General features: G+C 64.1%; 22 protein-coding genes. 13 read left to right on the top strand and 9 right to left on the bottom strand.

All coding sequences use genetic code 11. The features are described 5' to 3' along the window. Nucleotides 1-9 precede the first annotated feature (9 nt). The 3 genes from D0B32_RS26700 (at nt 10) to D0B32_RS26710 (ending at nt 2,975) form a co-directional block, all read left to right on the top strand. Nucleotides 10-783 (top strand): slipin family protein, encoded by a 774-nt coding sequence (locus D0B32_RS26700; protein ID WP_117337326.1) that lies wholly within the window; start codon nt 10-12, stop codon nt 781-783. A 171-nt stretch (nt 784-954) separates the two neighbouring features. After that, nucleotides 955-1,230, top strand: a complete 276-nt coding sequence (locus D0B32_RS26705) for a DUF4148 domain-containing protein (protein ID WP_117337327.1) — start codon at nt 955-957, stop codon at nt 1,228-1,230. Nucleotides 1,231-1,673: 443 nt separating this feature from the next. After that, the gene (locus D0B32_RS26710) at nt 1,674-2,975 is read left to right on the top strand and encodes an NCS2 family permease (protein ID WP_117337328.1); all 1,302 of its coding nucleotides are present in this window, start codon (nt 1,674-1,676) and stop codon (nt 2,973-2,975) included. A 168-nt stretch (nt 2,976-3,143) separates the two neighbouring features. On the opposite strand, the gene D0B32_RS26715 is transcribed toward D0B32_RS26710, so the two are convergent. After that, on the bottom strand, nt 3,144-3,434 hold the full coding sequence (locus tag D0B32_RS26715; RefSeq protein ID WP_117337476.1) for a DUF1488 domain-containing protein: 291 nt from the start codon (nt 3,432-3,434) through the stop codon (nt 3,144-3,146). Between the two features lie 339 nt (nt 3,435-3,773). On the opposite strand from D0B32_RS26715, the gene D0B32_RS26720 reads away from it, so the two are divergent. The 3 genes from D0B32_RS26720 (at nt 3,774) to D0B32_RS26735 (ending at nt 7,005) form a co-directional block, all read left to right on the top strand. Beyond that, nucleotides 3,774-5,813, top strand: a complete 2,040-nt coding sequence (locus D0B32_RS26720) for a sigma-54-dependent Fis family transcriptional regulator (RefSeq protein WP_117337329.1) — start codon at nt 3,774-3,776, stop codon at nt 5,811-5,813. Nucleotides 5,814-5,946: 133 nt separating this feature from the next. Beyond that, entirely contained in the window at nt 5,947-6,264 is a 318-nt protein-coding gene (locus D0B32_RS26725; protein ID WP_117337330.1) for a 2Fe-2S iron-sulfur cluster-binding protein, read from the top strand. Nucleotides 6,265-6,759: 495 nt separating this feature from the next. Continuing rightward, on the top strand, nt 6,760-7,005 hold the full coding sequence (locus D0B32_RS26735) for a hypothetical protein (RefSeq protein WP_117337332.1): 246 nt from the start codon (nt 6,760-6,762) through the stop codon (nt 7,003-7,005). Between the two features lie 391 nt (nt 7,006-7,396). Here the strand turns inward: D0B32_RS26735 and D0B32_RS26745 are convergent, their stop codons facing one another. From D0B32_RS26745 to D0B32_RS26760, 4 genes are all read right to left on the bottom strand, one after another. Then, on the bottom strand, nt 7,397-7,621 hold the full coding sequence (locus D0B32_RS26745) for a hypothetical protein (RefSeq protein ID WP_259295161.1): 225 nt from the start codon (nt 7,619-7,621) through the stop codon (nt 7,397-7,399). Between the two features lie 141 nt (nt 7,622-7,762). Beyond that, a complete protein-coding gene (locus tag D0B32_RS26750; RefSeq protein WP_117337335.1) occupies nt 7,763-7,957 on the bottom strand; it encodes a YqaE/Pmp3 family membrane protein in 195 nt (64 codons plus the stop codon). A 50-nt stretch (nt 7,958-8,007) separates the two neighbouring features. Next, nucleotides 8,008-8,226, bottom strand: a complete 219-nt coding sequence (locus tag D0B32_RS26755; protein WP_117337336.1) for a DUF1653 domain-containing protein — start codon at nt 8,224-8,226, stop codon at nt 8,008-8,010. Then, the gene (locus tag D0B32_RS26760) at nt 8,223-8,930 is read right to left on the bottom strand and encodes a transcriptional regulator (protein WP_404935608.1); all 708 of its coding nucleotides are present in this window, start codon (nt 8,928-8,930) and stop codon (nt 8,223-8,225) included. Before D0B32_RS26760 ends, D0B32_RS26755 begins: the two co-directional genes overlap by 4 nt. A gap of 327 nt (nt 8,931-9,257) precedes the next feature. Here D0B32_RS26760 and D0B32_RS26765 point away from each other — a divergent pair, with 327 nt between their 5' ends. The 4 genes from D0B32_RS26765 (at nt 9,258) to infA (ending at nt 12,144) form a co-directional block, all read left to right on the top strand. Next, nucleotides 9,258-10,502 (top strand): FAD-binding oxidoreductase, encoded by a 1,245-nt coding sequence (locus D0B32_RS26765; RefSeq protein ID WP_117337338.1) that lies wholly within the window; start codon nt 9,258-9,260, stop codon nt 10,500-10,502. A 196-nt stretch (nt 10,503-10,698) separates the two neighbouring features. Continuing rightward, a complete protein-coding gene (locus D0B32_RS26770; RefSeq protein ID WP_117337339.1) occupies nt 10,699-10,923 on the top strand; it encodes a hypothetical protein in 225 nt (74 codons plus the stop codon). A gap of 522 nt (nt 10,924-11,445) precedes the next feature. Next, nucleotides 11,446-11,727 carry a hypothetical protein gene (locus D0B32_RS26775; RefSeq protein ID WP_117337340.1) on the top strand — a complete coding sequence of 94 codons (282 nt, stop codon included), beginning with the start codon at nt 11,446-11,448 and terminating at the stop codon, nt 11,725-11,727. 144 nt (nt 11,728-11,871) lie between these two features. Further along, nucleotides 11,872-12,144 carry a translation initiation factor IF-1 gene (gene infA / locus D0B32_RS26780; protein WP_042325066.1) on the top strand — a complete coding sequence of 91 codons (273 nt, stop codon included), beginning with the start codon at nt 11,872-11,874 and terminating at the stop codon, nt 12,142-12,144. Between the two features lie 257 nt (nt 12,145-12,401). On the opposite strand, the gene D0B32_RS26785 is transcribed toward infA, so the two are convergent. Then, entirely contained in the window at nt 12,402-13,181 is a 780-nt protein-coding gene (locus D0B32_RS26785; RefSeq protein ID WP_117337341.1) for a GntR family transcriptional regulator, read from the bottom strand. Between the two features lie 381 nt (nt 13,182-13,562). Here D0B32_RS26785 and D0B32_RS26790 point away from each other — a divergent pair, with 381 nt between their 5' ends. The 3 genes from D0B32_RS26790 to D0B32_RS26800 all read left to right on the top strand — a co-directional run bounded on the left by D0B32_RS26790 (nt 13,563) and on the right by D0B32_RS26800 (nt 16,917). Further along, complete coding sequence (locus D0B32_RS26790) at nt 13,563-14,825, top strand: cyanate transporter (RefSeq protein ID WP_117337342.1); 1,263 nt, start codon at nt 13,563-13,565, stop codon at nt 14,823-14,825. A gap of 345 nt (nt 14,826-15,170) precedes the next feature. After that, a complete protein-coding gene (locus D0B32_RS26795; RefSeq protein ID WP_117337343.1) occupies nt 15,171-15,746 on the top strand; it encodes an ANTAR domain-containing response regulator in 576 nt (191 codons plus the stop codon). A gap of 10 nt (nt 15,747-15,756) precedes the next feature. Further along, on the top strand, nt 15,757-16,917 hold the full coding sequence (locus D0B32_RS26800) for a CmpA/NrtA family ABC transporter substrate-binding protein (RefSeq protein WP_117337344.1): 1,161 nt from the start codon (nt 15,757-15,759) through the stop codon (nt 16,915-16,917). Between the two features lie 64 nt (nt 16,918-16,981). Here D0B32_RS26800 and D0B32_RS26805 read toward each other — a convergent pair whose 3' ends face one another. The 3 genes from D0B32_RS26805 to D0B32_RS26815 are packed head-to-tail and all read right to left on the bottom strand — an operon-like array spanning nt 16,982 to nt 20,031. Then, nucleotides 16,982-17,965, bottom strand: a complete 984-nt coding sequence (locus D0B32_RS26805; RefSeq protein ID WP_117337345.1) for a GlxA family transcriptional regulator — start codon at nt 17,963-17,965, stop codon at nt 16,982-16,984. 1 nt (nt 17,966) lies between these two features. Beyond that, entirely contained in the window at nt 17,967-18,869 is a 903-nt protein-coding gene (gene choW / locus D0B32_RS26810) for a choline ABC transporter permease subunit (protein ID WP_117337346.1), read from the bottom strand. Continuing rightward, complete coding sequence (locus D0B32_RS26815) at nt 18,862-20,031, bottom strand: glycine betaine/L-proline ABC transporter ATP-binding protein (RefSeq protein ID WP_117337347.1); 1,170 nt, start codon at nt 20,029-20,031, stop codon at nt 18,862-18,864. Before D0B32_RS26815 ends, choW begins: the two co-directional genes overlap by 8 nt. Between the last annotated feature and the right edge of the window lie 209 nt (nt 20,032-20,240).

Below are 20,240 nucleotides of genomic sequence, written 5' to 3' on the forward strand. Positions count from 1 at the left end.
AGAAGCTTCATGATGGGTTTCACATTCGGTTTTGGCAGCATCCTGATCGTACTGATCGCCGTGCTGATCGTGTCGTCGATCCGCATCTTCCGCGAGTACGAACGCGGCGTCGTATTCATGCTCGGGCGCTTCTGGAAGGTCAAGGGACCAGGCCTCGTGTTCATCCTGCCGATCGTGCAGCAGGCCGTGCGCATGGATCTGCGCACCGTCGTGTTCGACGTGCCGCCGCAGGACGTGATTACGCGCGACAACGTCTCCGTCAAGGTCAACGCCGTGGTGTATTTCCGCATTGTCGAACCGGAGCGGGCCGTGATCCAGGTAGCGAAATATTTCGAAGCCACCAGCCAGCTCGCCCAGACCACCTTGCGCGCGGTGCTCGGCAAACACGAACTGGACGATCTGCTGTCCGCCCGCGAACAGCTCAACGCGGATATCCAGAAGGTGCTCGACGCGCAGACCGATGCCTGGGGTATCAAGGTAGCGATCGTCGAAATCAAGCACGTGGATATCAATGAAACGATGATCCGCGCCATTGCGCGGCAAGCCGAAGCGGAACGCGAGCGGCGCGCCAAGGTGATTCACGCGGAAGGCGAATTGCAGGCTTCGCAGCACTTGCTGGAGGCCGCGCAAACCCTCGCGCGGCAGCCGCAGGCCATGCAGTTGCGTTATCTGCAGACCCTCACGACGATCGCCGCGGATAAAAACTCGACCATCGTGTTTCCGTTGCCCATCGATCTGCTCAACGCCGTGCTGGACCGGCTGGGCAAGCCATCGGTGTCGTGAGGTGCGCGGCGGCGCATGCGGTAGACCTCGGGGTCATGCCCGGATTGAAGTTTGCGGCGGACGGGACGTCGTCGCGCGCAACGTTGCGTTAGCAGTGTCGTCCCATACTGAGTGTGACCGTGCGAACCTCGCTGAGCGATGCTTGCACGACTTGCTCCACGGGAGCCTGACATGAAGACCTTTTCTTGCGCGCTGGCGGGCGCAGTGGTGGGCGCGTTTCTCGGCGCGGGATGCGTGACGGCGGCGTTTGCCGACGCCTCGCCGGCTGGCTGCAACGCCAACACGCCGAAGACGCGCGCCGAGGTCATGACCGACCTCACGCAATGGCGCGCCGCCGGTTACGACCCGCTCGACTGGCTCAACTATCCGCAAAATGCGCTGGACGCGTCCCGCATCGTCTGGCAACAGCGGGTGGCCGCCGGCCAGACCGGCGACTGCGGGCGGTAGCCCGGCGGGTGACGCAGGTCGTACGGGGTGCGCGTCGCCGGGCCGGCCTGCGGCGTAGCGCAACGCTCGCGCAGCCGCGCCGCGTGATCGGGTGCGCGCGTCCGCTTTCCTGAGGACGCCAGGGTCCACGGCGTCCCTGCCGTCATGTCGGTGTGATTTAGTGCGCCGCGGCGCCGGCGCGGTATCATCACGCCCCTTCGACACCACATGCCGGGCGCGGTGCGGGATCGGCCCGTTCACATGCGCTCCCGACCCGGCGGCGCACGAAAAAACGCACCGACTGTTGCATCTGCTCCACGCCGGCACTGTAATCACGCGCCTTTCATGGCGATCGTTGACTACAATCCGCCCGTAGCGTTGCGCCAGGGCGTGCCGCGATACGAAATACGCGCGCCTTTCAATCACTCACAACAAACAACGTCACTACGACCGAGACTCGCTCCATGGACTTCGTAAAACGATACTTCGGCTTCGACGAAGCCGGCACCAACCTGCGCACTGAGCTGCTGGCCGGCCTGACCACCTTCCTGACGATGGCCTACATCATCTTCGTGAATCCGGCGATTCTCGGCGACGCAGGCATCCCCAAGGACGCCGTGTTCGTTGCAACCTGCATCGTGGCCGCGCTCGGTTCGCTCATCATGGGCCTGTACGCGAACTATCCGATTGCCTGCGCGCCGGGCATGGGCCTGAACGCCTATTTCGCCTACACGGTCGTCAAAGGCATGGGCTTTACGTGGCAGGCGGCGCTCGGCGCCGTGTTCATCTCCGGGTGTCTGTTCATGATCGTCACGCTGTTCCGGGTGCGCGAGGTGATCGTCAACGGCATACCGCATTCGATCCGGATTGCCATCACCGCCGGTATCGGCCTCTTTCTCGCCATCATTTCGCTCAAGACGGCGGGCGTCGTGACCGGCAATCCGGCCACCCTGGTGACGCTCGGCAATCTGCACGACCCGCACGTGATCCTCGCGACGATCGGCTTCTTCGCCATCGTCACGCTCGACGTGCTACGCGTGCGCGGCGCGATTCTGCTTGGGATCGTGGGCGTGACCATCCTGAGCTTTTTCTTCGGCGGCAACCAGTTTCACGGCATCGTCTCGGCGCCGCCGTCCATCGACGCCACGCTGTTCCATCTGGACATCCGCGCCGCGCTGTCGGCGGGTGTGCTCAACGTGATCCTGGTGTTCTTCCTCGTCGAACTGTTCGATGCGACCGGTACGCTGATGGGCGTCGCGAATCGCGCGGGTCTGCTGGTGGAAGGCAAGATGCACCGTCTGAACAAGGCGCTGCTCGCGGACAGCACCGCCATCCTGGCCGGCTCGCTGCTAGGCACCTCGTCGACCACGGCTTACATCGAAAGCGCGTCGGGCGTGCAGGCCGGGGGCCGCACGGGGGTGACGGCCATCACCGTGGCGATCCTGTTTCTGGCGTCGTTGTTCTTCGCGCCGCTGGCAGGCGTCGTGCCGGGCTACGCGACGGCTCCGGCGCTGCTCTACGTGTCGTGTCTGATGCTGCGTGAACTGGTGGACCTGCCGTGGGACGACGCCACGGAAGTCGTGCCCGCCGCCCTCACCGCGTTGTTGATGCCGTTCACCTATTCGATCGCCAACGGTGTGGCGTTCGGCTTCATTTCGTACGCTGGACTCAAGCTGCTGACCGGCCGCGCACGTCAGGTGAAACTGGTGGTGTGGATCATCGCCGCCGTGTTCCTGTTCCGCTACTTCTACCTCGGCGCGGAATAAGATCGAAGCCAGAACCGGATGATGTGCGAGCGCGCCGGAACGTGACGGAGGATCGTCATGGCGGCGCGCTCATCGAGAGCGCACGAATGTGCCACCGCGTGCGCCCTGATTCGCCACTCCAGGCCACACGCAGTTTTACTTAGTTACCCTGAATTATCTGCGTCGTTTTCAGTTGCGCCAGTTCGCTTCATAGAAGCGCACATAGCCGCTGCGCAACACCAGACATTGCGCGCTGGTTTCCGAAAGCAGACGCCGGGTGGCCGCCTCGATGCGCGCCCGATGCGCGGCAAACGCGCCGATCATGTCTTCCAGCCGGTACGACGCCGCGCCGTAGTGGTCTTCCAGAGCCTCGGCGGTGATCATGCATTCCACCCTTTCGCCATCGACCATTGCCGGAAATGCCAGGGTGAGTTCGCGCCCCGAATAGGCGGGGGTTTCGTTCGGGAAAATGATCTGCATGGAAATCACCTTGGTTTGACGGTGGATCGATCGGGCCCGCGCACGCCTGTTTTTCAACGGCCTCCTTCCTTGTCGAGGCGCGGACTATGCCAACCACGCGAATGTGACAAACACGCTGCGCGCGGCTGATTTGATTCACTTTAGACGAGTTCGGCCACTCCGCAAGTTTTCCTTGAGCGCGCGTGAATGGCGGCACGAATGACATCGCGAATTGCACCAATCGCGGTCCTGTGGCGCGATCCTGTAAGATAAAACCAGCGTGCACACTTATGTTGCACTGCAGAATGACAACGGGCGGGCCATGCACCCACTGTGTCGAGATCCTGACGGAGACGAGCAATGACCCATCATTCGGGGCAGCCCCTTGCGTCACCCGTGGTATCGCTGACTGGCCGGCCTCTCGCCGCGCAGCCGGAACTGATCGCACAGGCGCACGCGCGCTCGCAGCAGGTCGGCTTGCGCGCCTCGGAAACGCCTGACTTCAATCCGCTGCGCGAGGCGGCGCTGCGCGATCTCGTCGACCGTAATCATTCGCTCTATACGCACGCGTTGCCGGTGATGGAAACGCTGCACGCGCAGATCGTCGATACCCAGAGCATGGTGCTGCTCACCGACAATCGCGGCGTGATCCTGCACAGCCTCGGCGACAGCGATTTCGTCGCCAAGGCCAATCGCGTGGCACTGTGCCCCGGCGTCTCGTGGGCCGAGTCGGATCGCGGCACCAACGCGATCGGCACCGCACTCGTGGACGGTCAACCCACCGTCGTGCATGCCGGCGAGCACTTTCTGCACGCCAACCGCATTCTCACCTGCTCGTGCGCACCCATTGCCGATCCGCTTGGACGCACCATCGGCGCGCTCGACGTCAGCGGCGACACGCGCGGTTTCAACCGCCATACGCTGGCGCTGGTGCGCATGTCCGCGCTGATGATCGAGAATCATCTGTTCTCCAATCATTTCGCCGAGGCGGTGCGAATCCATTTTCATGCGCGTGCCGAATTCATCGGCACCCTGTTTGAAGGACTCGCTGCTTTCGCGCCCGACGGCTCGCTGCTGTCGGCCAATCGCAGCGGTCTGTTCCAGCTCGGCCAGCCGCTTGAGGCGTTGCAGCGGCAGTCGTTTGAAGCGCTGTTTGGCGGATCGTTTGCCGCCATCCTGCAGCAGACGCTGTGCACACCCGGCGAATCCACCACCCTGACGCTGCCGAGCGGCGTGCGCGTGATTGCGCGCGGCGAATTCGCCGCGCCGCGCGAGGTGCATGCGGCGCGTCAGGTGATGCGTTCGCCCGGCGCGGGCAGCCCGTCTGTCGTCCAAAGCGCGGACCGCGCTGCCGAACCGGTCACGCTCGCCTCGCTCGACACCGGCGACGCGCAAATGGCCGCCATCCTGCGGCGGGTCGAAAAAGTGCGCGGCCGCGACATCCCGATTCTGGTGCTCGGCAAAACCGGCACCGGCAAGGAATGGCTGGCCCGTGCGATCCATCACGCTTCACCGCGTGCCACGGCGCCGTTCGTTGCCGTTAATTGCGCGTCGTTGCCCGATACGCTGATCGAAGCCGAACTGTTCGGCTACGAGGATGGCGCGTTTACCGGCGCGAAGAAACGCGGCAACGTCGGCAAGATCGTCCAGGCCGATGGCGGCACGCTGTTCCTCGATGAAATCGGCGACATGCCGCTCGCCCAGCAGGTGCGGCTCATGCGCGTGCTGCAGGAGCGCACCGTTGCGCCGCTCGGCAGCACGCGAGCGATTCCGGTGGACGTGCGGGTGGTCTGCGCGACCCACCGCAACCTGCGCGAAATGATCGAAGCGGGTACCTTCCGCGAGGATCTCTACTACCGCATCAACGGGCTCGCCGTCACCCTGCCGCCACTGGCCGAGCGGACCGATTTGCCCGAACTGGTGGCGCGGATATTGAAGCTGCACGGCGAAACGGAACGCGTGCCCGCACGTGTCTCGGCTGCGGTGCTGGCCCACTTCAGGCATTCACGCTGGCCCGGCAACCTGCGGCAACTGGCCAACGTGCTGCGGACGGCCGGCATCATGGCCGAGGGCGAAGCGGAAATCGACGTCGAACATTTGCCGGACGATTTTCTCCACGACTGCACCGAAGCGGTTGCGGTAACGCGTACGGCGTTCAGCGAACGCAAGGCGGTGACGCCCGACGCGGAGGCCTTTGACGACGGCACCACTGCTGCCCATGCAGGCCGTGTGCAAAAAACCGAAGCGCCCGCCGCGCCGGCCCGTATGGAGGAATTGCAGACCACGTTGATTGCCGAGACGCTGGATCGCCACGGCGGCAATGTGTCCGCTGCGGCCCGTGAGCTGGGCGTCGCCCGCAATACGGTGTACCGCTATCTGCGGCTGAGCCGCGTGCATTGACACCGCAGCGAGCCTCGTGTGATTGGGCGCGGTTCGGGCGCACGCCGGATCGCGCGGGACATGATCCCTGCGATCTAGTTGCGCGGCGGCGCTGGGTCTGGGTTATCGTGGCGGCCTAACGATCCATTGCCGCATGTCCAATACCACCTCTCCCTTTATGGTGCGCGTCGAACCATTGGGCCGCGATTTCGAAGCCCCCGATTCGCTCACCGTGCTCGAAGCCGCCGGCTTTGCGAATCTGCGACTGCCGCGCTCGTGCCGCAATGGTACGTGCCGTACCTGCATGTGCCGGCTGGTGAAAGGCAGCGTCACTTATACGATCGACTGGCCGGGGCTCTCACGCGAGGAAAAAGCCGAAGGCTACATCCTGCCCTGTGTGGCGGTGGCGCAGTCGGATCTGGTGATCGAGGTGCCGGACGCGCTGGAGATCGAAGCGTCGGCGAAGACGTGAAGGTCTGCTGAAGAGCGGCGCGTAAACACCTCGTGTATCTGGCGCATTTTGGGTGCGTTCAATCCAGTCGGTTCACGGCATGCTCAACACCCTTCGCGAGCGCTGAAAACTATCGGAGCGCTGAACAAAAAAAGTCCCCGGTTGCCCGAGGGCCGCCGGGGTTCAACTCTCTCTGCGTACCGGGTTCCAGCACGCCTTTTCAATGTAGCGGTTTCTCCGCGCGAGATTAACCGTCATCGTTAAAAGACTCTGTTTCATGCTGCTCCACAAGCTTCTGTTCGTCAGTTTGAAAAACCAGCAGATGTAAGGCGGCGTTTTCCTGATCGAAAGCTCGTGTATGCGCCAATTGCTTCGCGCGCCGGTCTCGGCCACCATCGAAAGCTGATGTGCTGACGCGGTGCGCGTGCACCTGACGCATCGGCCGCCCAGCATCTGCCATCACGTCGGACGCAGCCGCACACGGCGGATGCCGCGCCACGGTCAATGGAGAGCGTCATGCAACGAGAACTGAAGACTGAGCGCGAACTGTTCGCGCTCATGGTGGCTGCGCTCGACGCCAACCCCGCCACCGCGGGATGGATTCCTACGGGACTGCGCGAAGAAGTGGAGGACGAAAGCGGCTGCAACTGGAACATCAGCCACCTGCATCGAGACCGCAAAGACGCTGACGTGCGCGACGCGGCGCTGGCGGCGGCCGCGCCCATCATCAATGATTTGCGGAGCCGCTATAACCTGCGCTAGTGCTTTCGTCAGACGTTGCGTGTGAATGGAGAGCAGGCAACCCGGAAAGCAGGCAAGCGGCGTTCATTCAGGCCACATGAACAGTGTGTTGCCGTTTCGGGGGATTTTCTCTTGCCAGCAGCAGGCTAAACTCAGCTCACTCCATCATGCCGCTGCGATTATGTTGCTCGCTTTCTTTATCCTCTCGCCGATCGGCGTGCTTGCCTTGATCGGCTTCGCACGACGCGTTCATCCTCTCACGGGCCATTTCACGGACACGAAGTGAGCGGCGCGTGCCAACGCGCTCGAACTCTCGCCTGCCGGGAAATTGTAAAAGCTGCTGAGGGTGGTGCGTTTTTGCAAAGCGGTTTTGCCGGGACCCTGGCTCAGGTGCCAGGGTCAGGTGCCAGGGTCAAATTCCACGGTCCATGCGCGACGGCAATTCGTCGGTCGCTCCGGCAGACAGAAATGCTTCGAGACCAAACAGCCACGCAAAACAGAACGTGATGCGCGCAAGCGGGCGCGCCGGCGTCTGGGCGTGGCCTCCATCCACGCTCGCGTCGATGTCGAGCGTCGGCGGCGCCAGGGGTAGCAATGACGGGGAGGCGGTGTAGTCGGCAGTGTGGTCAGGGCGCATGGTCATTCTCGTTATTAGCATCAGGTAGCCTGAATTAGCAAACGCCGTGCCGTCACCCTGGTTTAGCCCGGATCAGTCTGGTTCAACGTGATCCGGGGTCGACACGAACCACTCGAGCCGCTCATGTCACCCAACCGGGTGCTACCGCCGCGAACCGAAGGCCCGTTCGATTTTCTTGTCCGTGTTGTACTGGCTCAGCGCATAGACCGACCAGATGGCGGCCGGAATCCAGCCAATCAGCGTGATCTGCAGGATCAGACAGATAATGCCTGCGAACGGGCGTCCAATTGTGAAGAACTGGAGCCACGGCAGGATGATGGCAAGCAACAAACGCATGCAGATTTCCTCCGCAAGCACGGTTTGCCTTCAAGGGGCAACGAACCGTATCAGTTGATGGGGGCGAAGCGCGGCACCTTGCGGCCTTCTACTTCGATCAGCTCGAAAAACACCGACGCCGGACGGGTCCAGATCGTACCATTGGCGGCCCGGTAGACGATCATCGTCACGCTCGGGTCCGATTCGAGCGTGGCTTCGCAAACCAGTTCGTAGATGCCGCCTTTGTAATGCTGATAACGCACGGATAACTCCTCTCGGTCCGGTCTCATTTGCTGTTCTGTTTCAACTGCTTCAGATGCTTGTAAACGGTCGCGCGACCCATGCCGAGCACGGCGGCCACGTAATCCGCCGAACTCTTGCCGCGAAACGCGCCCTCCTCGTATAACGCCTCGACCAGTTCGCGCCGATGTTCGCGCGTGAGTCCATTCAGGCCCAGTTGCCGCTCGCGCAACCACGCATGCAGAAACGTGTGAATGCGGTCCTGCCAGTCATCGCGGAACAATTCTTCCGTCTGCGCAGCGACGCCCGCGCCCTTGATGAACAGATCGAGCGCCGCACGCGCGTCCTCGAACACCGCGATGTTGAAACTGATGCACATCATGCCCGCCGGCTCGCCTGCTTCGTCGAACAGGACGTTGCTCACGCAACGCATGCGCCGGCCGTCCCAATTGAGCTTTTCGTAGGTGCCCTTGCCATGCTCGTGCGCGGCGTGATCGAGTTCGTCGGCGGTGGAAGCATCGCCAATTTCACGCTTCGACAGATTATTGGCCAGATACAGCACCGCCTGCGCGTGCAGGTCGTGAATCACCACCTCGGCGTACGGGAAGAACAGCGCGGCAATGCTATCCGCGAGCGGCGCGTAGCGGGTCAGCAGCAGATCCTTGACGGGGGAGACTCGCGATTTGCGCATCGAAAATAGCAACCTTTGAGGAGGCGGGTTTTGCCGCGGCGTCAGGCGCGAAGCTGGGATGATGGACTCGCCCAGCCGCCGCTCGACGAGCGTGCGGGCCGTATTTTATCCTCATGCCCCGTGGAATTGGCCGCGTCCGTGGCACGCGCGAGTTTCAGCGCGCAGGTTGCCTTCGGACTCGCGCAGCCCTGACAATGCGGGGGCACGAGTGAGGGTATGAAGCGGGTTCATGGGTGGGCGCGTAATCGCTGCATGCTCGCGGGCCTCGCGCGGATTCACGCGAACTTGCAAGCGAACTTGCACGTGAACTTGCACACCCAGGCGCATGCGCCGCTGCGCGCCGTGCCGCCATAAGCACATTCGAACGCAGCGCAAACGGATCAGGGGACCATGAATTTCGACGTGATCGTTTTGGGAGCCGGCATCGTTGGCGTGTCCTGCGCGCTGCATCTACAGGATCGCGGCCGGCGGGTCGCGCTGGTCGACCGGCGCGGGCCCGGCGAGGAAACCAGTTTTGGCAACGCCGGGTTGATCGAACGCTCGTCGATCGTGCCGTACGCGTTTCCGCGCAATCTCGGCACCCTGCTCACCTATGCGCGCAACCAGTCGACCGCGCTCTACTGGGACTACAAGGCGTTGCCGTCGTTTGCCGGATGGCTCGCGCGCTACTGGTGGGAGTCGTCGCCGCAACGGCTCGCCGCGGCCTCGCGCGACATGCTGCCGTTGATCGGCCGCAGCGTGAGCGAGCACGACGCGCTCATCGCGCGTGCCGGGCTCGGCGATCTGGTGCACGACGGCGGCTGGATCGAGGGCTTCCACGATCCAGCCGCGTTTGCACGCGCCGCCGCCGCGGCGCAAGTCACCGCGCGTCAGCATGGTCTGCGCATGGACCCGCTGGATGGCGCCGCGCTGCGCGCGCAGCAACCAGGGTTGGCGGACGGCTTCTGCGGCGGTCTGCACTGGCGCGATCCCAAAGCCGTGTCGAATCCTGGCGCCTTGACACAAGGCTATGCGCGCCTCTTCGAAGCGGACGGCGGCACGCTGCTGCGCGGCGACGCCACCACCGTGCGGCACGAGCACGGCGTCTGGAGCGTCGATACCGCCGTGGGGCGGATCAGCGCAAAGGAGGTCGTGGTCGCAATGGGCGTGTGGTCCGACACGGTCTTCGGCCCGCTCGGCTACCGCATCCCGTTGCGCGGCAAACGCGGCTATCACATGCACTACCGGCCGGAGCGCACGCTGCTGAGCGTGCCGATCGTCGATATCGAACAGGGCTACGTGATCGCGCCGATGCAGGGCGGCCGGCTGCGCCTGACCACCGGCGTCGAGCTGGCCCGACGCGGCGCGCCGCCCACCGGCGTGCAGCTCGAACGGGCGGAGCGGCTGGCGCGGCCGCTCTTTGGCCTTGGCGAACGTCTCGATCCCGCGCCGTGGCTCGGCATGCGTCCGTGCACGCCGGATATGCGGCCGGTGATCGGGCCCGCGTCGCGCCACCCCGGTCTGTGGTTCGCGTTCGGCCACAATCATCACGGACTCACGCTCGGACCGGTGACGGGCCGTCTGCTCGCTGAACTGATGACGGGCGCGACGCCCTTCACGGACGCGCATCCCTACCGCCCGGGCCGTTTTGATTGACTGGAGCGGGCCGGGGCAGACGGGTGCGGACCAACGCGGGCCAGAGTGAGCCGCGGCGAACCTGGCGAACTAAGACGAACCAGCGCGCACCCGCGCAAGCTCAAACGCCATGCCCGCACACCGTTGCATTTTTGTTCGCGTGGCGAGCAGAATTTTTTCGTGCGATAACGGGAGCTTCTTTATCCCGGAGCAACAGATGGCCACGCTTGAAGCATTTCGCGCCGTGCTGGACGACAGCGGCACGCCCGAAATCATCCGCAACCACATCATCGATTCGTTGCAGTACACGTTGCGCAACTACGGCCAGGTCTTCACGGCGAAAGAAGTCGAATGGCTGACCAGGTGGGACGATGCACGGATTCCGCTCGCCGCCTCGCGCGAACTGCAAAAACGCACCGCGGAAGTCAGCCGTTCGTCGTAAGCAGGCTGCGCTGACCGGGCAGCGTCCCGACAATACCCACGCGGCATCCGCGCAAAATAAGAATTCCGCCACAAGCGCCGTATTGCGGGCCTCTCCGGCTCATGGGGCAGTTTTTGCTATCCAATCTGGCCCATTTAGTGCATCATATTGAAATAGCTGTGTTTTGCCGCATCTAGCATTTACGCAGCCAACCCCGGCATCACCCGCAGTATCTGGTATCTCCCGCACCGCCCCCGACTGTTCGACCGCCGCCCGTCGGCGATCCCGTCACTCCGGTAATGCGCAGCACGCATTCGCCGTCGCGAGTTGTGCAGCTTTTCAGCGCCCGATGTCCGCGCGACATTAGCGCGTTTCTTCTCCTTTGAATCCGCGATTCTGCGCGGCCGCGCTCAAGCCCCTGCCATCGGGCCTGTGCCACTCTTTTTTCATGGCGGCGCGCCCCAAGGTGCTGCGCTGCCGGGCCTGCCGTGCCGCGCGTAACACGCGTGACACGGCAGCCACGTATTACAGGACCAGTGCTTCATGAATTCAGTTGTCAAGACCTACAAGGGTTACGAAATCCATCCGCTCGTTTATCCGCGCCGCCCCGCTGACGGCACGACCAGCCGCAATCCGGACGCCGGTTACGAAGCGTCGGTGCGCATCTGCCGTGTCGGCGCCAACCCGTCGGCCGATGGCCGCGTGTTCCGTCTGCCGTATCTGTGGCCGTTCGAAGGCACGGGCAAGGCCCGTATCGCGTGCATGGCGCACGCCGAACAATTGATCGACGGCCGGGTTGACGGCCAGTCGGTCGCCGATCTTTGATCGGCAAGCCGATCTCCGCAAGGCGCGCCTCGCGCGCCGCATCGTCCCATTTTTCGTGGGTGCGCCGCGCGGCTAGCCGCGCTGACGCATTCCATGCTTTGCCGCTGGGCAAAGCCCCCTTATCCCATCGACCAGGAGTTATGCATGGCGAAAGAAGAACTGCTTGAACTTGACGGTATTGTCGACGAAGTCCTTCCGGATAGCCGTTACCGCGTGACGCTCGATAACGGCGTCGTGGTCGGCGCTTATGCGTCCGGACGCATGCGCAAGAACCATATCCGTATTCTCGCGGGTGACCGCGTGACGCTCGAACTGTCGGTCTACGATCTGACCAAAGGCCGGATCAACTTCCGTCACAAGGACGAGCGCGCCTCCGGTGGCGGCGGTGCCCGCAACACGCAATTCCGTCGCCGCTGATTCGAGCCCGACGTTCGCCGTCCAATGACGGCCGCTACCCGCTAGCGTAGATTTTCGCGCGCCTTCTCCGGCTGAAATATCGCCAGAGCGGCGCGCAGCGGGATTTCTTCACCCTGCTGTTTTGCCCTCTGCCCTCTGCGGGCTTGCGTAGCGGGTTTTTTCTTGCACGCTTTCTTTGCCACGCTTCGTTTGACACGCGTTCGCTTTCAACGCCTGCTGATGCGTTGCCAAGGCTCGTTCCTCCCGCCTCCCTTCCGCTAGTCCCCAAACACCGCACCGAGATCGCGTCCGCTATTGACACGCACTTGCCGGATCACGCGCTCTTCGAGTTCCGTCAGATGCTCGCGCATGACGCCCAGCGCGCGCGTCAGGTCGCCAGCCTCAAGTGCTTCGATGATCGCGCCATGCTCGTCCGCAGAACACGTCGATCCTTTCGACGGATCGAAGAGCGCCTTATACAACTCCGTCTTGCCGACCAGCTGCACCACCAGGCCGTGCAGTTCCGACCCGCCGCCGTCCCTGCCCGCGGCCAGTTCGGTCAGCAACACGTGGAACTGGCCGGCTAGCCGCACCGCGTCGTCGATCCGGCCGTCACGCTGGGCCTTTTGCTCGTCGCGCACATGCGCGCGCAAGCGGCGCTTGTGTTGCGCACCCAGCGCGCCGCACAGCGCGACGATGATGCCGCCCTCCACGATCTGCCTCGCCCGATAGACCTCGCGGATATCGTCCTCGGAAGGCGACGGCACGAACGCGCCGCGATTGGCCTGCAATACCAGCTTGCCTTCGAAACCGAGACGCGCCAGCACCTTGCGCAGCGCGCCGCGCGTACAGCCGAAAGTGGCAGCAAGATCGCGCTCGACCAGTTGCGCGCCGGGCCGCAAGCGACCCTGCAACAGCGCCGAAGTAATCGTTGCGTAAATGCGCTCCTCGACGCTGGCGGCGCCGTCGTCCGGGGACGAGTGCTCGGGCGCATCCGGGGCGGTGGCCGGCGCGATGCGCGTGCTGCGGCGACGGGAACCTGCATTTCGGGTGGGCATGAGTGCTTGTTCAAAGAAGCCTGGGATCGAATCCCGGGACTTGGACTTGGACTTGGACTTGGACTTGGACTTGGACTTGGACTTGGACTTGGACTTGGACTTGGACTTGGACTTGGACTTGGACTTGGACGTGGACGTGGCCGCGCAGCATGGCTGACGTGCGGGCGCCTTTCCAGCGCGCAAGCTGCACCAAATCCCGGAGTTAACGAAAATGGTTAACCATAAAGCGTTATTATGGTTAACCAAAATACTGACGACAAGCACTTTGAGACTGCCTTTGAGACTGCTTTCGGGTCTCGCCGACGCGTGCCGAAGCGCCTGCTGCCCGGCGTTGCGCCAAGCCAATGCCGCCTGTTGTCGCGATCTATCGAACCATCCACCATGACCCCGTCTTCTTCCCGTACCGCCCAGCCACCCGTCCGCGCCGCCCAGCCGGCCAAAGCCGGCCTTGGCTGGCCGGATCTCGTCTGGCTCGGCGTGATCGTCGCGATCGGCATCAACCTGCGGCCGCTCCTCACCTCGATCAGCCCGCTGATGGCCACCGTCCGTGCCGCCACAGGCTTGAGCTTTTACGGCGCATCGCTGCTGACGAGTCTGCCGGTCGTCGTCATGGGCGTCGGGGCTTTCGTGGCGGGCGCCCTGACGCGCTGGCCTGGGCAGATGCGTGGCATCGCCCTTGGGCTGCTCGCCATCGCGCTGGCCTGCGGGGCGCGCTGGGTGGCAGGGAGCGGCGCCGCGTTGCTGTTGACCGCCGCGCTCGCCGGCGTGGGCGTCGCGGCGATCCAGGCGCTGTTGCCGGGCGTGCTGAAGCAGCGCTTCCACGCCCGCGTGCCACTGGCGATGGGCGTGTTTTCGGCGTCCATCATGGGCGGCGGCGGTCTCGGCGCGAGTCTCAGCCCGTGGATCGCGAAGCTCAGCGGCAACTGGCACACGGCGCTGGCGATGTGGGCGCTGCCCGCGCTGCTGGCATTCACGGCATGGCTGGCGTTGCATCGTCGCACGCCCACGAACACCGCCGACGCCGGCAGCGCCGCGCATGTCAGCGCAGGCGGTCCCATGTGGCGGAAGCGCCGCGCGTGGGCGCTGGGCGTGCATTTCGGTCTCGTCAACGGCGGCTATACGAGTCTCGTGGCCTGGCTGCCCGCGTACTACCAGCAGCACGGCGCGAGCATTGCCCAGAGCGGGTCGCTGCTCGCCGCCATGACGGTATTTCAGGCGGCAGCGGCATTGCTGCTGCCGCTGGCTGCGGCGTCGTTTCGCGACCGCCGGCCGTGGCTCGTGCTGGGACTGAGCGCGCAACTGGTCGGCGTGGTGGGCCTGACGGCATGGCCGCTGGCCGCGCCGTTGCTGTGGGTGGCGTGCGCCGGCGCGGGACTGGGTGGCACCTTCTCGGTGACGCTCGTGACCGCGCTCGATCACGCCGAACACCCCGGCGTCGCGGCTCGACTCGCTGCGTTCACCCAGGGCGTCGGCTTCATCATCGCGGCCATTGCGCCCATCGTCGCGGGACTCGTCCGCGACGCCACCGGCACCTTCACCGCTGCGTGGATCATGCTGGCCGTGAGCATCTCGGCGATGATCGCGCTGACCGGCGTGTTTTCGCCGCGCAGCTATGCGCGCGCGATGGGGGTGTCGGGCCGGTAGCGGCAACGGGGCGCCGCGGGGCGGGCGCCGAAGCGCCCGCCTTGCGAACAGCATCCGTCGTGACACTCGTCTGCCCCACCGCCCGCGCCAGTTCAGTGCCCCCACGATGCACCGCCCTTTCGCGCACCGTCGAGGTGCATGGCCCGCGCCGCATACCGGCGCGAAAAGCCTTTGCAGACAACGCCTTACGCGCGATTGGCTCAAATGGCATACAGGTTGCTTAACATCCCGCATGCGCTATTCCACGGCGCATTGCGTCGTCACGCATCCGTGCCGCCTGTCAAGGTCCCAACCTGCCCGGTCAAACCCACAACGGACCCTTCACGCCGTCGACACGGCCCAACCATGCTGCGCGTTTTACTCGTCACCGACACCGACAAGCCCATAGGCGATCTGCGCGACGCGCTCGCGCGGCTCGGCTACGACACGCTGACCGGCACGGCCACGTCGCAGGCGCTGCATCAGATGGTCCAAAGCGAGCGGCCCGATGTCATCATCATCGACACTGAATCGCCGTCTCGCGATACGCTCGAACAACTGGCGGTGATGAACGCCACCGCGCCGCGCCCGGTCCTGATGTTCAGCAACGACGCCAACCAGCAACTGATTCGTGACGCGGTCGGCGCGGGCGTGACGGCGTATCTGGTCGAAGGACTCGACACCGGACGGCTCGCGCCGATTCTCGAGGTGGCGCTCGCGCGCTTTGCGCAGGAGGCGCAACTGCGCGAACGGCTTGCCCAGGTGGAGAACGAACTGGCCGAGCGCAAACTGATCGACCGGGCCAAGCGGCTGCTGATGGACCAGCAGAACATGCCCGAACACACCGCGTATGCGACGCTGCGCAAGCGGGCGATGAACCAGGGCGTCAAGCTCGCCGAGGTCGCGCGCCAGCTCGTCGCTCACGCGGACCAGCCAAAATGAAGCGTGGCCCATGAACCAACCTGCCCCCCTCGACCCGTCCGCGACGCCCATGCCTTTGGAGAAAACGCATTTGCGCTTGGGCTTCGTGTCGCTCTCCGACGCGGCGCCGCTGGTGGTCGCGAAGCTGCTCGAATTCGGTCATGCGCACGGCCTGACGCTGGAGTTATCTCGCGAGCCCTCGTGGGCGGCGTTGCGCGACAAGCTGCTATCCGGCCAGCTCGACGCCGCGCACGCGCTGTATGGGCTTGCCTATGGCGTGCAGCTTGGCATCGGCGGTCCGCAAACGGATATGGCCGTGTTGATGGTGCTCAACCGCAACGGCCAGGCCATCACGCTATCGAACCGCCTCGCCGACGCCCTCGCCGAGCATCGCACGCTGCCGCAGGCGCTCGCCACGCTCGGTCGCAAGCCGGTGTTTGCGCAGACCTTCCCAACCGGCACGCACGCCATGTGGTTGTACTACTGGCTGGCCGCGCAAGGCGTGCATCCGCTGCGTGATGTAGAAAGCGTGGTGATACCGCCGCCGCAGATGGTGGCGGCGCTGGCCGAAAACCAGCTGGATGGACTGTGCGTGGGCGAGCCGTGGAACGCTGCCGCCGAAGCGCGCGGCGTGGGCCGCACGATTGCCTACAGCAGCGAAATCTGGCCCGATCATCCCGAGAAAGTGCTCGCCTGCCGGCGCGATTTCGCGCGCAGTCATCCACACACCGCGCAGGCGCTGGTGCAGACCCTGCTCGAAGCGTGTCGCTGGCTGGACGGCCCGGGGCATCGCAAGGAAATTGCTCACTGGCTCGTGCGGCCCGAGTACATCGGCATCGACGAAACGTTGATCGCGCGGCGGCTCGGCAGTGGCAACGAACCTGACGCCACCGCGTCCGTGCCGAATCGCCTGCCGGTGCGTTTTTTCGAGCGCGGCACGGTGAATTATCCGCGGCCGGACGACGGCGTGTGGTTCCTCACGCAATACGAGCGCTGGCGCATGATTGCGCATCGCGACGACTATCGCGAGATCGCGGCGGCGATCAATCAGACTGAGTTGTACCGTGCGGCCGCGAAAAACGTGGACGTGCCGATTCCGGCTGAACAGGTCTCGCAGGTGTTGATGGACGGACGGGTTTGGGACGGCAGCGATCCCGATGCGTATGTCAAAGGCTTCGACATCCACGCCTAGGCGGCTGAAAGCCCCTCAGGCTTCAGCGCTTCGTCATTGCTGCGTGAACGAACGGATCACGCCACTAATTCGCCGCCGCGCGCCGCTCGACGCTCGGCGCGTGTCCGAACTGCGCGCGATACGCCTTGCTGAAGTGACACGGTGAATGGAACCCGCACACGGCTGTCACGCGGGCAATGGAGGTATCCGTCGTGCGCAGCAGATCGCGCGCACGGCGCAGTCGCAGCGTCAGGTAATAATGCGTCGGAGAGACGCTTAGATATACCTTGAACATGCGCTGCAAATGACGCTGCGAAAGTTGCACGAGCCGCGCGAGTTCTTCCAGTGACAGCGGCTCTTCGATATTCGCTTCCATCAACCGCACCACTTCGATCAATTCCGCGCGGGAAAATCCGACGCGTGCATCCACAGGAATGGGCTGCGGATCATTGGCGCCGCGAATGCGCTCCAGAATGAATTGTTCGGAGACCTGAGCAGCCAGTTTCTGACCGAGCCGCTTTTCCACCAGGTTGAGCATCAGATCGAGCGGCGCGGTGCCGCCGGTGCAGGTCAGGCGATCACGGTCGATCGTAAACAGTTCGTCCGCAAACCGCACGCGCGGAAATTCCTTATGCAAAACCGACAGGTCTTCCCAGTGCACCGTGCAGCGATAATCGTCGAGCAAGCCGGCCGCCATCAGTGCGTATGCGCCGGTGCAAATGCCGCCGAGCGGCACGCCCTGCTGCGCGACATCACGCAACAAGGTCTTGATGCCGCCATCTACCGCGCTGCGAATCTGCGTGCCGCCGCACACGATCAGCACATCCGGCATGCCCGCCTCTTCCAGCGTGCGGGTCGGCTTGACCGTCATGCCGTTGCTGGCGCGCGCCGGCATGCCGTCCGGCGTCAGGACGGACCAGCGGTAATGCGGCTCGCGCGCCACATAGTTCGCCATCCGTAATACTTCGATCGCGCTGGTGAAGGCGATCATCGAAAAACTCGGCAGCGTCAGAAACCCGAAATGCGCGAGGTTCGGCAACGGCGCGTCGAGACGGACCGGTTCGCTCATATCAGCTTTGTGCGACGGGCTGCTCGCGCCGCACGCGCATCACGCTGCGCAGACCCGCGAAGCGCGGCGCCGTGGCGGCGCCCGGCGAACGGCCGAAGCTCTCGGTGATACGGTCCAGAATGATGGCCAGCAGCACCACGGAAAGGCCGCTCTCGAAGCCTAGGCCGATATCCAGCCGCTGGATGCTCGCGAGCACGTCGTTGCCGAGACCGCCCGCGCCGACCATCGACGCGATGATGACCATGGAGAGTGCCATCATGATGGTCTGGTTGACGCCCTGCATGATGGACGGCAGCGCGTTCGGAAACTGCACCTTGTAGAGCAGTTGCCACGGCGTGCAGCCAAAGGCCTGCCCCGCCTCGACGATCTCGCGGTTCACGTGCCGGATGCCGAGGCTCGTCAGACGCACGGCAGGCGGCATGGCGAAGATCACCGTGGAGAGAATGCCGGGCACGCGGCCAAGACCAAACAGCATGGCCGCCGGAATCAGATACACGAAGGCGGGCATGGTCTGCATCAGGTCGAGAATTGGCCGCACTACCATCGCGACATGCCTGTTTTTGGCGGTCCAGATGCCCAGGGGCACGCCGAACAGCAGACTGATCAAGGTCGAAGAAAGCGTCAGGCCGAGCGTGATGACGGTCTGATCCCAGAAGCCGGTGGCGTAGATCAGCAGCAGCGCGAGCGTGGTGAAAAACGCGAAGCGCCAGCCCACCCGCCACAAGCCGATGCCGATGAAAAACGCCATCAGCGCCCACATCGGAATGGCCTGCAGGCTATGTTCGACGAGCGCGGCAAAGCTCTCGATGGCCTTGCCGATGGCGTCGAACGTACTGGCGTCGTGATCGAGCAGATAGTGAACCGAATCATCGACCCAGCGGCCGAGCGGGATGATCTCAGACATGGGAACCTCGATTGCGCGTAAGAACCTTCAAAACCGCCGCCTGGTTGACGGAGCCGCAGTAGCGCTCTTCGTCGTCCACCACCGGCAGCGCGGTCACGTTCGCGCAGACACGCGACACCACGTGCTCCAGCGACGCCCCGCGCGAAATGCATTCCACCTTGCGCAGATCCGGCGCCGAATTGCCGATCGCCTCGCGCGTGACGAAACCGCGAATGCGCCGTTCGGCATCGAGCACGAACGCATATTCGGCACTGCCATTCAACGACTCCGCGACGCTCGATTGATCGAGGTTGCGCACCAGCGGGATATCGTTGGTCTGCATCAGATCGCCGGCGGTCAGATAGCGGCTGGTATCGACGCCCTCGAAGAACGCGCGCACGTAGTCGTCGGCCGGGTTGCTGATGATTTCCTGCGGCGTACCGATCTGCACCACGCGGCCGCCCGCCATGATCGCGATGCGGTTGCCGATGCGCAGCGCCTCTTCCAGATCGTGCGAAACGAACATGATGGTGCGGCGCTGGCTCTTTTGCAGCTCCAGCAGCACGTTCTGCATTTCCTTGCGCTTGAGCGGATCGAGCGCGGAAAACGCCTCGTCCATGATCATCAGCGAAGGATTGACCGCCAGCGCACGCGCAAGCCCGACCCGCTGCTGCATGCCGCCGGACAGCTCCGCGGGCAGCTTTTGCGCGAAGGTGGCGAGACCGACCTGTTCGAGCACTTCCAGGGCGCGCTTTTCGCGCTGCTTGCGACGCATGCCGCCCACTTCCAGCCCAAACGCCGCGTTCGACAACACGGTGCGCTGCGGCATCAAGGCAAACGACTGGAACACCATGCTCATGTCGGTGCGGCGCAGCGAGGTCAGCTCGGAGCGGCGCACCGCCGCGATATCGCGGCCATCCACCAGCACCTTGCCTGCCGTCGGTTCGACGAGACGGTTGATCAGACGAATGAGCGTCGATTTGCCGGAGCCCGACAGGCCCATCAGCACGAAAATCTCGCCTTCCTGGACGTCGAAGGAGACGTTGTGCACGCCCACCACATGACCGGTCTTTGCATGCACCTCGTCCTTGGTGGAACCGCTTGCCAGCATATCCAGCGCCAGCTTCGGATTCGCGCCGAACACCTTGGATAAACCTTCGACCACGACCTTTGGGGAATTCATCGAATCCTTCTCCTCGTAGTGCAGGCGCCGGCCCGCACAGTGTCCCTACATGGTTGCCAGAAAAAACCCCGACATGCCGACTAATTGCGACAGACGCTTGCGCAAATACGACACGGCCTGAAAAGCACGAGCGTGAGCTTTTCGGCGGGCGCCTGATGGGGTGGCCTTGCGGGAGGAAAGAAACGCATTGGGCGGCGTGCGCCGTGTCG

This window comes from Paraburkholderia sp. DHOC27 (assembly GCF_003429005.1).
Lineage (GTDB): Bacteria > Pseudomonadota > Gammaproteobacteria > Burkholderiales > Burkholderiaceae > Paraburkholderia.

Excerpts from the sequence above, each read along its gene's own strand:
- D0B32_RS26815 (WP_117337347.1), bottom strand. The coding sequence starts at position 20,031 with ATGAATTCCCCAAAGGTCGTGGTCGAAGGTTTATCCAAGGTGTTCGGC.
- D0B32_RS26765 (WP_117337338.1), top strand. The coding sequence starts at position 9,258 with ATGAATTTCGACGTGATCGTTTTGGGAGCCGGCATCGTTGGCGTGTCC.
- choW (WP_117337346.1), bottom strand. The coding sequence starts at position 18,869 with ATGTCTGAGATCATCCCGCTCGGCCGCTGGGTCGATGATTCGGTTCAC.
- D0B32_RS26710 (WP_117337328.1), top strand. The coding sequence starts at position 1,674 with ATGGACTTCGTAAAACGATACTTCGGCTTCGACGAAGCCGGCACCAAC.
- D0B32_RS26750 (WP_117337335.1), bottom strand. The coding sequence starts at position 7,957 with ATGCGTTTGTTGCTTGCCATCATCCTGCCGTGGCTCCAGTTCTTCACA.
- D0B32_RS26800 (WP_117337344.1), top strand. The coding sequence starts at position 15,757 with ATGAACCAACCTGCCCCCCTCGACCCGTCCGCGACGCCCATGCCTTTG.
- D0B32_RS26745 (WP_259295161.1), bottom strand. The coding sequence starts at position 7,621 with ATGCGCCCTGACCACACTGCCGACTACACCGCCTCCCCGTCATTGCTA.
- D0B32_RS26805 (WP_117337345.1), bottom strand. The coding sequence starts at position 17,965 with ATGAGCGAACCGGTCCGTCTCGACGCGCCGTTGCCGAACCTCGCGCAT.
- D0B32_RS26700 (WP_117337326.1), top strand. The coding sequence starts at position 10 with ATGATGGGTTTCACATTCGGTTTTGGCAGCATCCTGATCGTACTGATC.
- D0B32_RS26735 (WP_117337332.1), top strand. The coding sequence starts at position 6,760 with ATGCAACGAGAACTGAAGACTGAGCGCGAACTGTTCGCGCTCATGGTG.
- D0B32_RS26770 (WP_117337339.1), top strand. The coding sequence starts at position 10,699 with ATGGCCACGCTTGAAGCATTTCGCGCCGTGCTGGACGACAGCGGCACG.
- D0B32_RS26725 (WP_117337330.1), top strand. The coding sequence starts at position 5,947 with ATGTCCAATACCACCTCTCCCTTTATGGTGCGCGTCGAACCATTGGGC.
- D0B32_RS26775 (WP_117337340.1), top strand. The coding sequence starts at position 11,446 with ATGAATTCAGTTGTCAAGACCTACAAGGGTTACGAAATCCATCCGCTC.
- D0B32_RS26720 (WP_117337329.1), top strand. The coding sequence starts at position 3,774 with ATGACCCATCATTCGGGGCAGCCCCTTGCGTCACCCGTGGTATCGCTG.
- D0B32_RS26785 (WP_117337341.1), bottom strand. The coding sequence starts at position 13,181 with ATGCCCACCCGAAATGCAGGTTCCCGTCGCCGCAGCACGCGCATCGCG.
- D0B32_RS26715 (WP_117337476.1), bottom strand. The coding sequence starts at position 3,434 with ATGCAGATCATTTTCCCGAACGAAACCCCCGCCTATTCGGGGCGCGAA.
- D0B32_RS26755 (WP_117337336.1), bottom strand. The coding sequence starts at position 8,226 with ATGAGACCGGACCGAGAGGAGTTATCCGTGCGTTATCAGCATTACAAA.
- D0B32_RS26705 (WP_117337327.1), top strand. The coding sequence starts at position 955 with ATGAAGACCTTTTCTTGCGCGCTGGCGGGCGCAGTGGTGGGCGCGTTT.
- D0B32_RS26790 (WP_117337342.1), top strand. The coding sequence starts at position 13,563 with ATGACCCCGTCTTCTTCCCGTACCGCCCAGCCACCCGTCCGCGCCGCC.
- D0B32_RS26795 (WP_117337343.1), top strand. The coding sequence starts at position 15,171 with ATGCTGCGCGTTTTACTCGTCACCGACACCGACAAGCCCATAGGCGAT.
- infA (WP_042325066.1), top strand. The coding sequence starts at position 11,872 with ATGGCGAAAGAAGAACTGCTTGAACTTGACGGTATTGTCGACGAAGTC.